Here is a 14,069-nt window from a genome sequence, read left to right on the forward strand (position 1 = left end):
ATTCAGCAGCACGCGGCGTCGCGCACGGGACGGCCATCCATGTTGTGCAGGCGTGCGGCGTTGTCCTTGAGCCACTCGGTGTTGGCCTTGGCCGTCACTTGCAGGATGTCGCCAATCCACGCCGGCAGATCCGGATTGAGGCGGTAATAGACCCACTGGCCCTGACGGCGATCGAGCAACAGACCGTTGCTGCGCAGTTGCGCGAGGTGGCGGCTGATTTTGGGCTGGCTGTCATCGAGCGCACACATCAGCTCGCAGACGCAGAGCTCACCTTGATTGGCGATCAGCAGAATGGCGCGGACACGGGTTTCATCGGCCAGGCTTTTGAAGACTTCGGTGGGGGTGATCATCGGGCGGGCTCGATACATATGGAAAACCGAATATACGGATTCCCATATATTAATCAACCCAGATCAAAAGATCGCAGCCTTCGGCAGCTCCTACACCGATCTCTGTAGGAGCTGCCGCAGGCTGCGATCTTTTGATTTTCAAAGGTTAAGCAACAACCCCTGCTCCGCCTCACACAACCCCACCACATAGTCCCAAACCACCCGCAGCCGCACCGACTTGTGCAGCTCCCGCCGTGTGCTGATCCAGTAGCTGCGCTCGATGCTTTCATCCGGCAGTAACGGCACAAGATCAGGATCCGACGCCGCCATGTAGCAAGGCAACACCGCAATCCCCAACCCCGACCGCGCCGCTTCCTGCTGGGCGATGACGCTGGTGCTGTGAAACACCACCCGAGGGCTGCGGCAGAAGCTGTTGAGGAACATCAGTTCCTGGCTGAACAGCAAATCGTCGACATAACCGATCCACGCATGCCGGCCCAAATCCTCACGGCTGTTCAATGGCGGCGCTTTGTCGAGGTAGCTTTGGCTGGCATAGAGCGCCAATCGATAATCGGTGAGTTTGCGTGTGACCAGCATGTCCGCCGCCGGCCGTTCCAGATGAATACTGATCTCCGCTTCGCGATTGAGAATGCTGACAAAACGCGGCACGGCGACCAGTTCCACTTCCAGTCCCGGATAGCGATCGAACAAGCCGATCATGCGGCTGGCGAGGAATTTGATGCCGAGCCCCTCAGTCACGCCAACGCGAATCTTGCCCAGCGGCGCCGTCGATTGAGTGATTTCTTCCTGCGCCAGCAACGCCACGTTCTCCATCGCCTCCGCATGCTTGAGCAGCGCCTCCCCCGCCGGGGTCATTTCATAACCTTGCGCGTGCTGGACAAACAACGCAGTGCCGAGGCTTTTTTCGATGGCTTCGATGTGGCGGGCGACGGTGGCGTGGGTGGTGTTGAGGCGCCGGGCGGCGGTGAGCAGGCGGCCGCTGCGTTGCAGTTCGAGAAAAAACCGCAGGTCGTTCCAGTCGAACATGCTGTGTCCTTGTCGGCTATTGTCTAGTGAGGCTGTTTAAAAACGCACAGCGGCTGCGCAAAAACTAACATTCTTTTAACGAAAGCTAACAACTAGAGTGTCCGACAACAAAAACAATAAGTGAGGTCAGGGAATGCAGACTTCCCTCGATGAGTTCGACTACATCGTGGTCGGCGCCGGCCCCGCCGGGTGCTTGCTGGCCAATCGGCTGTCGGCCGATCCGCAGCAGCGCGTGTTGCTGCTCGAAGCCGGTGGACGCGACAACTATGCGTGGATTCACATTCCTGTGGGTTACCTGTTCTGCATCGGTAATCCGCGCACCGACTGGTGCTTCAAAACCGAACAACAAGCCGGCCTCAATGGCCGCGCGCTGAGCTATCCGCGCGGCAAAGTGCTGGGCGGCTGTTCTTCGATCAACGGCATGATCTACATGCGCGGCCAGGCCAACGACTACGACGGCTGGGCGGCCGAGGGCAATCCGGGCTGGGCCTGGAACGACGTGCTGCCGCTGTTCAAACAGAGCGAAAACCACTTTGCCGGCGCCGCTGATTTTCACGGTGCCAAGGGCGAATGGCGGGTCGAACAACAGCGCTTGTCGTGGCCGATTCTCGATGCGTTTCGCAGTGCCGCCGAACAGAGCGGCATCGCCAGCATCGATGACTTCAATCAGGGCGACAACGAGGGTTGCGGCTACTTTCAGGTCAATCAGAAATCCGGTGTGCGCTGGAACGCGGCGAAGGCGTTTCTGAAACCGGTGCGTGATCGGGCGAACCTGACGGTGCTGACCGGGGTTGAGGTGGATCGTGTCCTGCTGGAGAACGGTCGCGCCTCAAAAGTCAGTGCGCGGCATGAAGGTCAGGTCAAACAGTTCAAGGCGCGCAAAGAGATCGTCTTGTGCGCCGGATCGGTCGGGTCGCCGAGCATTTTGCAGCGCTCCGGGATTGGCCCGCGACCGCTGCTGGAACGCCTTGGCATCGGCGTGATTCATGAGTTGCCGGGCGTCGGCGGCAATCTGCAGGATCACCTGCAACTGCGGCTGATCTACAAGCTGGAAAACGCGCGCACCCTGAATCAAATCGCCGGCAGTGTGTGGGGCAAGATGGGCATGGGCCTGCGTTATTTGTATAACCGCAGTGGGCCGCTGTCGATGGCGCCGAGTCAGTTGGGCGCGTTTGCGCGTTCGGGGCCGGAGCAGACCTCGGCGAATCTGGAATATCACGTGCAACCGTTGTCGCTGGAGCGCTTTGGCGAGCCGTTGCACAGCTTTCCCGCGTTTACTGCTTCTGTCTGCGATCTGCGTCCGCAGAGTCGTGGGCGCATCGACATTCGTTCGGCGGATCCGCAGGAAGCGCCGCTGATTCAACCCAACTACCTTAGTCATCCAGAGGATTTGCGTGTGGCGGCGGATGCGATTCGGCTGACCCGGCGGATCGTCAGCGCCCCGGCCCTGCAAGCGTTCAAACCGGTGGAATATTTGCCCGGCGCGAGTTTGCAAAGTGAAGAGGAATTGCATCAGGCAGCGGCGACGATTGGCACGACGATTTTCCACCCGGTCGGCACGTGCCGCATGGGCAATGACGGTGACGCGGTGGTGGATGCGCAACTACGCGTCCACGGCGTGCCCTGTTTGCGCATCGCCGACGCCTCGATCATGCCGCGCATCACCTCGGGCAACACCTGTTCGCCTACGCTGATGATTGCCGAGAAAGCGGCACAACTCATTCTCAACCCCAACACCAGGAGCAGCACCGCAAAACCGGAACTGGCCCAAACCCTGTAGGAGCTGCCGAAGGCTGCGATCTTTTGACTTTGAATTTTTGAAATCAAAACCAAGATCAAAAGATCGCAGCCTGCGGCAGCTCCTACAGGGATATGCGTTTGATTCATGGACATCGAGCATCAGTGGAACAACAAAAACAATCACTGTGAGGGATACCGATATGTCAGAACACGCTCAGCCGCTGGCCGCTGCGAGCAGCGCCACAACCAGCAACGACACACAAAAAGTCATCTTCGCTTCATCACTGGGGACGGTGTTCGAGTGGTATGACTTCTTCCTCTACGGCGCCCTCGCGGCGGTGATCAGCAAGCAGTTTTTCGCCGGGGTCAACGACACCACAGCGTTCATCTTTGCGCTGATGGCTTTCGCCGCAGGCTTTATCGTGCGGCCGTTCGGGGCGCTGGTGTTCGGGCGGTTGGGGGACATGATCGGGCGTAAATACACCTTCCTCGCGACGATCATTCTGATGGGCGTGGCGACGTTCTGCGTCGGCCTGCTGCCGACCTACGCCAGCATCGGCATCGCCGCGCCGATCATTCTAGTGGTGCTGCGTATGCTTCAGGGCCTGGCGCTCGGCGGTGAATACGGCGGCGCGGCGACCTACGTGGCGGAACACGCGCCGATCGGCAAACGCGGTTTCCACACCAGCTGGATTCAGTCCACCGCGACCCTCGGCCTGTTGCTGTCGTTGCTCGTCGTGCTCGGTTGCCGCTACTTCACTGGCGATCAGTTTGAAGTGTGGGGCTGGCGCATTCCGTTCCTGCTGTCGATCGTGCTGCTGGGCATTTCCACCTGGATTCGCCTGAGCCTGCACGAGTCGCCGGCCTATCTGAAAATGAAAGAAGAAGGCAAAACCTCCAAGGCGCCGATCCGCGAATCCTTCGGCAAATGGGAAAACCTCAAAGTCGTGTTGATCGCGCTGTTCAGCATCAACGCCGGGCAAGCGGTGACCTTCTACGCGGCGCAGTTCTACGTGCTGTTCTTCCTCACCCAGTTCCTGAAAATGGATCCGGCGGTGGCCAACACCTTGCTGATTATCAGCGTGGTGATCGGTGCGCCGTTCTTCATCATTTTCGGCTGGCTGTCGGACAAGGTCGGACGCAAACCGGTGCTGATGCTCGGCCTGCTGCTGGCGACGGCGCTGTACTTCCCGATCTTCAAATCGCTGGCGCACTACGCCAACCCGGCCATCGATCAGGCCAGCCGTCAGGCGCCGATCACGGTGATGGCGGATCCGGCGACCTGCACCTTCCAGTTCGATCCGGTCGGCAAGGCGAAATTCGACAGTCCGTGCGACAAGGCGAAAACCTTCCTGGTCAAGCAAGGCCTGCCCTACTCCAGCGTCGCTGCGCCGGCTGGCAGTGCGATACAAATCAGCGTCGGTGACGTGAAGCTCGACGGCTACGATGAAGCGGCATTGCGCGGCGCGATCACCCTCGCCGGCTACCCGCAACAGGCCGATGCGCAACAGATCAACAAGCCGATGATTGTCGCGCTGATCGTGGCGCTGATCATTATTTCGGCCATGTGCTACGGGCCGCTGGCGGCGCTGATGGTTGAGTTGTTCCCGACGCGCATCCGCTACACCTCGATGTCGCTGCCTTATCACATCGGCAATGGCTGGTTCGGCGGGTTTCTGCCGACGGTGTCGTTTGCGTTGGTGGTGTACACCGGGGATATCTTTTATGGGCTGTGGTACCCGGTGTTGATTACCGGCGTGAGCCTGGTGGTGGGGATGATCTTTTTGCGTGAGACCAAAAACATCGACCTCGATAAAAACTAACTCCACCCATTATTTCCCAGTAGAAAGAAAACCTGTGGCGAGGGGATTTATCCCCGCTGGGTTGCGAAGCAGCCCCAAAAACCTGCAACCAAGGTGTACCTGACACACCGAGTTGAAGGCATTGGGGCTGCTTCGCAACCCATCGGGGATGAATCCCCTCACCACAGGGGCTCAGCTCGGCCATCGCGTTTCGCGCCCACCCGCCAAATCTCGTCTACGATAACCCTCACCCTTTTTAATCCCTGCGGCGCAGGACTGCGTTGGTGACGTGGGGTCGAATCGAGCACTCCATCATGCCCGCCTCCCGCTTCGCCCTCGCGCAAACCACCATCACCCTCGACGCCCGTCCTGATCGCCTCGACCTGCGCGACCGGATCTTCACCGCGCGCGTGCAATCACTGCCCGCCTCGTTCCCGGCAGACACTGAAGTCAGCAGCCAACTGGCCGATTATCTCGGCCGCGAAATGGTGCTGTACCAAGGCAAGGAAGGCGCCTGCACCGGCTTCGGCCTGTCCGCCGTGATCAACTATTTGCTGTGGCGCCGCGATCGCGATTCGGTGAAAACCAGCCCGCGTCAGCTCTACCATTTGGCCAAGCTCTACGACGAATGGCCTGGCGAGGATTACGCCGGTTCCAGTTGCCGTGGCGCGCTCAAGGGCTGGCACAAGCACGGCGTCTGCGAGAAAAGTTTGTGGCCCTACACCGTCGCCGCCGACGGCTCGGTGCCGGACTTTGAAGCCCCCGCGCCGAACTGGGCGGAAGACGCTGTCACTCGCCCGCTCGGGGTTTATTACCGTGTGGAAAAAGACGACATCACGTCGATGATGGCGGCGCTCTACGAAACCGGCGCGCTGTACGTGTCGGCCAATGTCCATTCCGGTTGGGCGCTGAAACCCAAGGCCAACACCAAAGCCTTCCAGAGCACCGCGCAATTGCCGGTGATCAAATGGAACGCCAAGCCTCAGGGCGGCCACGCCTTCGCGTTGATCGGCTACACCCATGATGGTTTTATCGTGCAGAACTCCTGGTCGACCGATTGGGGTTACTCGGGTTTTGCGATTCTCACCTACGAGGACTGGCTGGCCAACGGCACCGATGCCTGGGCCGTCGGCCTCGGTGTGCCAATCAGACACGGCGCGATTTCACGCAATGCGCGGCCCGATAAAGCGCAGGGAGAATCGGTGTTCCGCGATGCCTTGCCGACCTCCAGCGCCAAGCGTGAAGGCGTCTCGCTGTTCTCCGCTGAAGCACCGACAGCCGCCCGCAAAGGCCCGGCCGCGCTGACCAACGATCAGGCTTACGGGCTGACCATCGTCATGGAAAACAACGGCAGCATCGGCCCACGCTTGACCGATGTGGAAAACGTGCGCGCCGCTGTTGCGCGCATCGTCCGCGAATCGCCCAAGGCCTGGTTCGACAAACTCCCCGCCGGGCAAAAACCGAAAATTCTGCGCATCGCGATCTACGCCCACGGCGGGCTCAACTCGGAGCAGGATTCGATCAAACGCATTTGCGCGATGGCGCCGTACTTCCTCGAAAACGGCGTCTATCCGCTGTTCATCACTTGGCGCACTGGGGTGCTGGAGACGCTGACCGACATCGTCAAAGATACCCTGCCCGGCCTGTTTCCAGATTCAGGTGGCTTGGGCGACGTGTTCAAAGTGATCAAGGACAAAGCTACCGAAGGTTTGGATCGCACGGTGGAAATGGCCACTAAAAAACTCGGTGGCGATCAATGGAGCCAGATGAAGCAGAACGCCGAAGCGGCGTCGGTGGCCGGATTCACCCCACGCGGGCTGATTGAAACGGCCGACAATCTGAAAAAACTCACGGCGGATGTCGGCGCCGACAAGATCGAATTGCACCTGATCGGCCACTCCGCCGGCTCGCTGATCAATGGCCACCTGATCCAGTTGCTCTGGGCCCGCGGCCTGCCGATTGCCACCTCAACGCTGCTCGCGCCGGCCTGCACGCTCGACTTCGCCAACACGACCTTCCGCAAAGTCATCGAGGGCGGCGGCCTCAAGCGCAAGGACTTCCACCTGCACATGATGTCGGACAACCGCGAGCAGGATGACAACGTCATCGGCGTCTATCACAAGTCGCTGCTCTATCTGGTGTCGCGCTCCTATGAGGAATTGCAGCGCATGCCGTTGTTGGGGATGGCCAAGAGTCTCGACGGCGCGTATCAGGACTTCAGCAAACCTGATTTGTGCGAGTGGAACATCGCCGCGCAGGACATGACCGTGCTATGGAACAACTTCTACTGGGGCAACAAAATCCCCACAGGTTTTGCCCTGACCGGCAACGGCCTGAGTGCAGAGTCGGCGAAAACCCTGCACCTCTACAACGACGTGAAAATGACCTATGGGCCGGGCACCAAAGCAGACACCTCGCACGGTGGTTTTGATAATGACTTGAACGCGATGACAACCACGCTGAAGACGATTCTGCGGCTCGGCCCCGATGCGAAACTGGATCAGCCGTTTATCGACCTGAACTACTAGGGCTCGGCCTTGATCACTTCGAACTTCACTTGATCGGGGTAGAACGCCACGTAATCGCGGATCGGCGCGACCGAGACTTTCGGGTTTTCGTATGTCCACACGGCGTTGGCGCCTTCGTGTCCGGGGATTTGCAGACTGAAATAACTGGCGTCGCCCTTGTACGGGCAATAACTGGTGTGGTCGGTGCGGGCGAAATATTTTTCGTCGATGTCTTCGCGGGGGACGTAATAGACCGGCGGGTAATTGGCTTCGTTGAGGATCATCACGTGTGAGGAAGCGGCGACCTGGATGCCGTGGAATTTCACCAGCAGGCAACCGACGAGTTGTTCGAGGTTGATGACAGGGCTGGGGCCGGAGGTTTTCATGGGGGTTTCTCCTGAGGACTGCGAAGAGACCGGTTCAGGTATAACTCATGCTTCCCAATTGCGCCCGACTCACGGCCGAACGGCAACGAATCAAAGTAAATAACGATATCAATATCGCCTGAGCACACATTTGTGGCGAGGGGATTTATCCCCGATGGGTTGCGAAGCAGCCCCAAACCTGCGCCCCTCGCCACAGGTGCAGCGCAAGCTCAATAAATCATTAGCAAACTTTTATCTGTATATCCATACAGATAAAAGTTGCCCCCCAGCGCAACAAAAGCCATCCTGTGCACCTCCCAAACAACGATCAACGATGGTGGTTATGCGGCTGTACCTCTGTGAAAAACCTTCCCAGGCCAAAGACATTGCGGCCGTACTCGGTGCCAAGCGCCGGGGCGACGGCTGCTGGCTGGGAACGAACGTCACAGTGACCTGGTGCATCGGTCATCTGCTGGAAACCGCGCCGCCGGATGCCTATGACGCGCGCTACAAGCGCTGGGTGCTGGCGGATCTGCCGATCATTCCGGAAAAATGGAAGATGACCGTCAAACCGCGCACCGCCAGCCAATACAAAGCGGTGAAGCGTCTGCTCGGCGAGGCCAGCGAGCTGGTCATCGCCACCGATGCCGACCGTGAAGGCGAAATGATCGCCCGCGAACTGGTCGAGCACTGCCGCTATCGCGGGCCGATTCGGCGCTTGTGGCTGTCGGCGCTGGACGAAGCATCGATCCGCAAGGCGCTGGCCGCGCTGAAACCGGGTGCCGAAACCTTCAGCCTGTATCACTCGGCGCTGGGGCGATCGCGGGCGGATTGGCTGATCGGCATGAACATGAGTCGGCTGTTCACGCTGCTGGGGCGTCAGTCGGGTTATCAAGGCGTATTGCCGGTGGGCCGCGTGCAGACACCGACCCTGCGTCTGGTGGTGGATCGCGACCGCAGCATCGCCGATTTTGTGCCGGTGCCGTTCTGGGCTATCGACGTGGATCTGCTGCACAACGGCACGCCGTTCACCGCGCAGTGGCGGGCACAGTCGGATGCTTGTGATGATCAGGATCGTTGCCTCAATCAAGCGTTGGCTCAGCAAGCGGCGGCGGCCATCGGCAATGCGGCGACTGCCCGAGTGGTCAAACTGCGCACCGAACGTATGCGCGAAGTGGCGCCCCTGCCCTTCGATCTCGGCACGTTGCAAGAAGTCTGCTCGAAGAAACTCGGCCTCGGCGCGCAGGAAACCCTCGACATCGCCCAGGCACTCTACGAAACCTACAAAGTCGTCACCTACCCGCGCAGTGATTGCGGTTACCTGCCGCTGAGTCAGCACAGCGAGGCGCCGGGGATTCTTGCGGCGTTACGCCAGGCCGACCCGAGCCTTGAAGCGCTGAACGGCTTTCTCGAGCCTCAGCGTAAGTCGCGCGCATGGAACGACGCCAAGGTCAGCGCTCACCACGGCATCATTCCTACAGCGGCAGCGAAGAACCTTGAACGCCTGACCGGCAAACATCGCGCGGTCTACACGTTGATTCGCGCGCGCTATCTGGCGCAGTTCCTGCCTAATCACGAATACGATCGCACTCAGGCCGATTTCGATTGCGCCGGTGAAGCGCTGCGCGCGGTGGGCAAGCAGATTATCGAGCCGGGCTGGAAGCGTGCATTGCCTGAGGCGCTCGCACCGGCCAAGGGACGCGAGGCGCCAGCACCGCAAACCCTGCCAGCGCTGAGCCAAGGTGTTGAGTGCGCGGTGGCCGACGTGAAGTTCAAGGATCTGTGGACGCAGCCGCCCAAGCCTTACACCGAGGGCGATCTGATCAAGGCGATGAAGAACGTCGCCAAACTGGTGGAAGATCCGCTGCTCAAGCAGAAACTCAAGGACACCACCGGGATTGGCACCGAGGCTACTCGCGCGTCGATCATCCAGGGATTGCTCGATCGTGGTTATCTGGTGAAGAACGGCAAGGCGCTGGCCGCCACACCCGCCGCGTACAGCCTGATCGACGCCGTGCCCCGCGCGATTGCCGACCCCGGCACCACGGCGATCTGGGAACAGGCGCTGGACATGGTGCAAAGCGGCGAGATGAGTCTGGAAGAATTCGTCACCAAACAAGCGGCGTGGATGAGCAAGCAAGTGACACGCTGCTCCGCGCTGAGCCTGACCATCAGCGGCCCACCGCCGACCGGCAAAGCGGCGACACCGTGGAAGAAAAAGCGCAAATCCACCCGCAGCCCGGCTAAGCGCACAGCCAAAACCACCACAAAATAACCGAGCCTGGCAAAAAACCTGTGGCGAGGGGATTTATCCCCGATGGGTTGCGCAGCAGCCCCTCTCTTGACTTTGAAAAAGCTGGGGACTGCTGCGCACTCCATCGGGGATAAATCCCCTCGCCACAGGGGCCAGAGTCCACACTGATGGGAAGCCATTGCCGAGAGCTGACGCCATGCCCACCATCACCCTCCACCCCGCCCAACGCGATGACCTCGACACCGTCAACAATCTCATGCAGTTCTACCTGCACGATCTCAGCGAATGGCTCCCACTGAAACTCGCCCACCACGGCTTCTTCCCCAACCAACTCGAAGAAAGCTACTGGCGCCACCCCGCCACCCAACCCTTCCTGATCCACGTCGACGACGAACTCGCCGGTTTCATCATCGTCGACAACCAGACCCACCTCCCCGACACCGAACACAACATCAGCTATTTCTTCCTCGCCCGACGCTGGCGTGGCCAAGGTGTCGCCCAGTTTGTCGTCTCCACCCTCTTGAGACGGATCCCCGGGCAATGGCAAATTTTCCACATAGACACCAACCTGCCCGCACAACGCTTCTGGGCCGGGCTCACCCCTCAATTGAGCGGCGGTGAATTCACCCGGCAGCAGCGCGAAGTGGACGGTTACCCGTGCACCTTCTACGTCCTGCGCTCGCCTTTTTCCGTTGCTTGAACGGATCCTTTCTCATTCCAAAACAGCTTTGTCCGACAATATGTAGTGACCAAAAATAATCACTACATAACTGTTGACGGCGTCGTTTTGCTTTTGCATGATGAAGACGTTCCCCGATCGGGAACATCGGTAATACGCTTGAGCAAACTCGTCTGACCGCCGAGTTGTTTTTTCCGGATACACGCTGCCCACAAGGCAGATTGAAGAAGCTGACCTGGCCTGAACGTCCAGTACAAGGACGAGAAGCGCTGGCGAAAATTCTCAAGACGCTTGTGGTCGACGCTGCACAGGTCGGCAAGGAGCCTCCCGGTTTTCGCTGCTTCTCCTCGTTGTGACGCTATTGCGTAGCAGTTATTCAACACGACTACATGCAACAGATGCACGACCCCGCATTTCAACGGGCGAGCGCTGACGTCCTGGTTTCGGTGCCAGGGATCAACTAACCGATGGGCTACCTGTATTAGCGAATCAACTTTGAAAGATAACCAGACTGGTCAAGGGGCAACATTATGAATCTGAACAATCAACCTACTATCGAAGAACTGGCTCGTATGTTCGCTGCGCAAAAAGACAGCCACGACAGCCACATTCTGTGGATCAGCAAATCGGGTCAGGTGCATATCGACTGCCTGGCGCCCCACGCTGGTGAAGAAGAGTTCGACCAGAACAACCAGAACCTGTTGGCCCGCCTGAAGATGTACCGCCGCGGCCACGGCTATGTCGGCAAGAAAGCCGCGGCCGATCGGGACTTCATCGGTAATGTTCTGCAAACGCTGAAACAGGCGTGGGACTCGATGCAGAACAAGAACGAAGTTCGGGTGATTGATCGGTTCTGCTGATTCACTACTTTAATAATTGAAAGGGCCTGCTTCCTTATAAAGAAGCGGGCCCTTTTTTGTTCGCTTTATTGATATGGCTTGACTGGAATTGTAGCCCCTCACCCCAGCCCTCTCCCGAGGGAGAGGGAGCCGATTTGTGGTGCTTTCAAAATATGAGTTCGGCACAGCATTTTCAGGTCGGCGTAACTTGCACAAACACCTCGGTCAGTCCCCTCTCCCTCCGGGAGAGGGTATCTCCCGCTCCAACACCATTTCAACAAACGCCACCGCCGCCGCACTGTGATAATTATTCCGTCGCCGCAACAACGCCGCGCCCCGCTGCGGCGCCTCACTCGCCACCCGCAACCGGCGTAGCGCTCGATCCTCCGTGGCAATCGCCTCCGGCAACATCGTCGCCATCGGTGAATGCCGAACCACTTCCAGCAACGTACTCACCGAATTCACCTCGATTCGCACTTTGGGCGTAATCCCGTGCTGACGAAAATACTCATCCACCGATAACCGCGTGATGAAATCCGACGCCAGCAACGCAAAATCCAGCTGCGCAATATCATCCGGCGCCAGCACCGCAGTGCTCTCATACAGCGGATGCTCACGCCCGACCATAACCCCCAACGTCTCAGTAAATGCCGGAATACATTCGATATCCGGACTGCGCACCGGCGTAAATGCAATCGCAATGTCCAGCGAGTCATCCACCAATCCCGCCTCGATGTCGTCCATCGACAATTCGAAAATCTGCAGATGAACCCCCGGATACCGCGCCGTAAAGTCGCGCACCAACGGCCCGACCAGATACGCCATAAACGTCGGCGTCATCGCCAGGCGCAAGCTACCGCGCGACAGATCCTTCACGTCATGCAACGCGCGCTGCCCTGCCTCCAGCTCAACCAACACCCGCCGCGCGCATTCGATGTAAGCCTCGCCGGCATCGGTGGGTTTGACCGTGCGCGACGTCCGATCGAACAGCGTCACGCCAAGGGTTTCCTCCAACTGGCGGATTTGCTGTGACAGCGTCGGCTGCGACACATGCAGCGCCTCGGCCGCACGGGTAAAGCCGCCGTGATCGGCAACGGCCAGCAGGTATCGCAAATGTCGCAGCAGCATGGGGGCACACCATCTATAGACAGGACTTATGCGAAGCATTGTATATCGGTCTTGGACGCTATGGATCAATCGGCAGAAGATTGCTCCCACACAGCAAGCCAACCCTGAAAGGAGTGACACCATGCAACAGTCCCACGCCTACAACGACGCAAGCCTGGCCCTGACCACTCGCATTCTCGACATCAAGGCGCGCAAAAATCTCTCATGGCAGGATCTTGCCGACGGCACTGGTCTGAGCCTGGCCTACGTCACCGCTGCCCTGCTCGGCCAGCATCCGCTACCGGAAAATGCTGCTCAGGTCGTCGGCGACAAACTGGAGCTGGACGCCGATGCGATTGCATCGCTGCAAATCATTCCGCTGCGTGGCAGCCTCAGCGGCGTGCCGACCGACCCGACCATCTACCGCTTCCACGAGATGATTCAGATCTACGGCACCACCCTCAAAGCGTTGGTTCACGAGCAGTTCGGCGACGGCATCATCAGCGCAATCAACTTCAAACTCGACATCAAAAAAGTCGAAGACCCGGAAGGCGGTTCTCGCGCCGTGGTTACCCTCGACGGCAAATTCCTGCCGCTGCGTCCGTTCTGATCTGCCCCGGCCCGCACCCCGCGTGCGGGCCATCCGATCACCCCTGAAGAGGACACGCACATGAAAGCCCTGATCGACGGTTTCCTGAAATTCCAGCACGAAGCCTTTCCGCAACGCAGCGAACTGTTCAAACACCTGGCGACCACCCAACAGCCCGGCACCTTGTTCATCACCTGTTCCGACAGCCGAGTCGTGCCGGAATTGCTGACCCAACAAGAGCCCGGCGAGCTGTTTGTGATCCGTAACGCCGGCAATATCGTGCCGTCCTACAGCCCGCATCCGGGCGGGGTTTCGGCCACGGTGGAATACGCGGTTGCCGTACTGGGTGTGACCGACATTGTGATTTGCGGGCATTCGGATTGCGGCGCGATGACCGCGATCGCCCAGTGCAAATGCATGGATCATCTACCTGCCGTCAGCGGTTGGCTGCAGCATGCCGAGTCGGCGAAAGTGGTGAATGAAGCGCGAGCGCATGCCAGTGATGCGGCGAAGTTGAGTTCGATGGTGCGCGAAAATGTCATTGCGCAACTGGCGAATATTCAGACGCATCCGAGCGTGCGCCTGGCCCAGGAGAAAGGCCTGCTGAATCTGCATGGCTGGGTGTACGACATCGAGACGGGATCGATCGATGCGCTGTCGTCGGATCGGCGCACGTTTGTGCCGTTAGCGGAACAGCCGGCGACGTGTGCGGTTTACGCAAACAGCGCTGACGCAGCCTGAAACACCCCTGTAGGAGCTGCCGAAGGCTGCGATCTTTTGATTTTGAAAACCAAGATCAAAAGATCGCAGC

The 14,069-nt window shown here is 59.2% G+C and carries 12 protein-coding genes; 8 read left to right on the forward strand and 4 right to left on the reverse strand.

The window, feature by feature from the left end:
• Positions 1-2 precede the first annotated feature (2 nt).
• Both AD669_RS14750 and AD669_RS14755 read right to left on the reverse strand, forming a co-directional pair.
• Positions 3-350, reverse strand: coding sequence for a metalloregulator ArsR/SmtB family transcription factor (locus AD669_RS14750; RefSeq protein WP_053121007.1), 348 nt, complete (start codon positions 348-350; stop codon positions 3-5).
• 138 nt (positions 351-488) lie between these two features.
• The gene (locus AD669_RS14755) at positions 489-1,376 is read right to left on the reverse strand and encodes a LysR family transcriptional regulator (protein ID WP_053121008.1); all 888 of its coding nucleotides are present in this window, start codon (positions 1,374-1,376) and stop codon (positions 489-491) included.
• A gap of 133 nt (positions 1,377-1,509) precedes the next feature.
• Between AD669_RS14755 and AD669_RS14760 the strand changes: the two genes are divergently transcribed.
• The 3 genes from AD669_RS14760 to AD669_RS14770 all read left to right on the forward strand — a co-directional run bounded on the left by AD669_RS14760 (position 1,510) and on the right by AD669_RS14770 (position 7,446).
• A complete protein-coding gene (locus AD669_RS14760; protein WP_053121010.1) occupies positions 1,510-3,156 on the forward strand; it encodes a GMC family oxidoreductase in 1,647 nt (548 codons plus the stop codon).
• A gap of 160 nt (positions 3,157-3,316) precedes the next feature.
• Positions 3,317-4,939, forward strand: a complete 1,623-nt coding sequence (locus AD669_RS14765) for an MFS transporter (RefSeq protein WP_053121012.1) — start codon at positions 3,317-3,319, stop codon at positions 4,937-4,939.
• 293 nt (positions 4,940-5,232) lie between these two features.
• Positions 5,233-7,446: a C1 family peptidase gene (locus AD669_RS14770; protein ID WP_053121014.1), complete on the forward strand. Its 2,214-nt coding sequence runs from the start codon at positions 5,233-5,235 to the stop codon at positions 7,444-7,446.
• On the opposite strand, the gene AD669_RS14775 is transcribed toward AD669_RS14770, so the two are convergent.
• Positions 7,443-7,811: a DUF427 domain-containing protein gene (locus tag AD669_RS14775; RefSeq protein WP_053121016.1), complete on the reverse strand. Its 369-nt coding sequence runs from the start codon at positions 7,809-7,811 to the stop codon at positions 7,443-7,445. The two genes, AD669_RS14770 and AD669_RS14775, sit on opposite strands and share 4 nt — an antisense overlap.
• A 322-nt stretch (positions 7,812-8,133) precedes the next feature.
• On the opposite strand from AD669_RS14775, the gene AD669_RS14780 reads away from it, so the two are divergent.
• The 3 genes from AD669_RS14780 (at position 8,134) to AD669_RS14790 (ending at position 11,583) form a co-directional block, all read left to right on the forward strand.
• The gene (locus AD669_RS14780) at positions 8,134-10,065 is read left to right on the forward strand and encodes a DNA topoisomerase III (RefSeq protein WP_053121018.1); all 1,932 of its coding nucleotides are present in this window, start codon (positions 8,134-8,136) and stop codon (positions 10,063-10,065) included.
• Positions 10,066-10,240: 175 nt separating this feature from the next.
• Positions 10,241-10,744 (forward strand): GNAT family N-acetyltransferase, encoded by a 504-nt coding sequence (locus AD669_RS14785; RefSeq protein WP_053121020.1) that lies wholly within the window; start codon positions 10,241-10,243, stop codon positions 10,742-10,744.
• 509 nt (positions 10,745-11,253) lie between these two features.
• Positions 11,254-11,583 carry a hypothetical protein gene (locus AD669_RS14790; protein WP_053121022.1) on the forward strand — a complete coding sequence of 110 codons (330 nt, stop codon included), beginning with the start codon at positions 11,254-11,256 and terminating at the stop codon, positions 11,581-11,583.
• A gap of 204 nt (positions 11,584-11,787) precedes the next feature.
• Here the strand turns inward: AD669_RS14790 and cynR are convergent, their stop codons facing one another.
• Positions 11,788-12,690 (reverse strand): transcriptional regulator CynR, encoded by a 903-nt coding sequence (gene cynR, locus AD669_RS14795; protein WP_053121024.1) that lies wholly within the window; start codon positions 12,688-12,690, stop codon positions 11,788-11,790.
• Between the two features lie 121 nt (positions 12,691-12,811).
• On the opposite strand from cynR, the gene cynS reads away from it, so the two are divergent.
• Entirely contained in the window at positions 12,812-13,279 is a 468-nt protein-coding gene (cynS, locus tag AD669_RS14800) for a cyanase (RefSeq protein WP_053121026.1), read from the forward strand.
• Positions 13,280-13,339: 60 nt separating this feature from the next.
• On the forward strand, positions 13,340-13,999 hold the full coding sequence (locus AD669_RS14805) for a carbonic anhydrase (RefSeq protein WP_053121028.1): 660 nt from the start codon (positions 13,340-13,342) through the stop codon (positions 13,997-13,999).
• Positions 14,000-14,069 lie beyond the last annotated feature (70 nt).

Source organism: Pseudomonas sp. P1.31 (assembly GCF_001269815.1).
Lineage (GTDB): Bacteria > Pseudomonadota > Gammaproteobacteria > Pseudomonadales > Pseudomonadaceae > Aquipseudomonas > Aquipseudomonas rustica.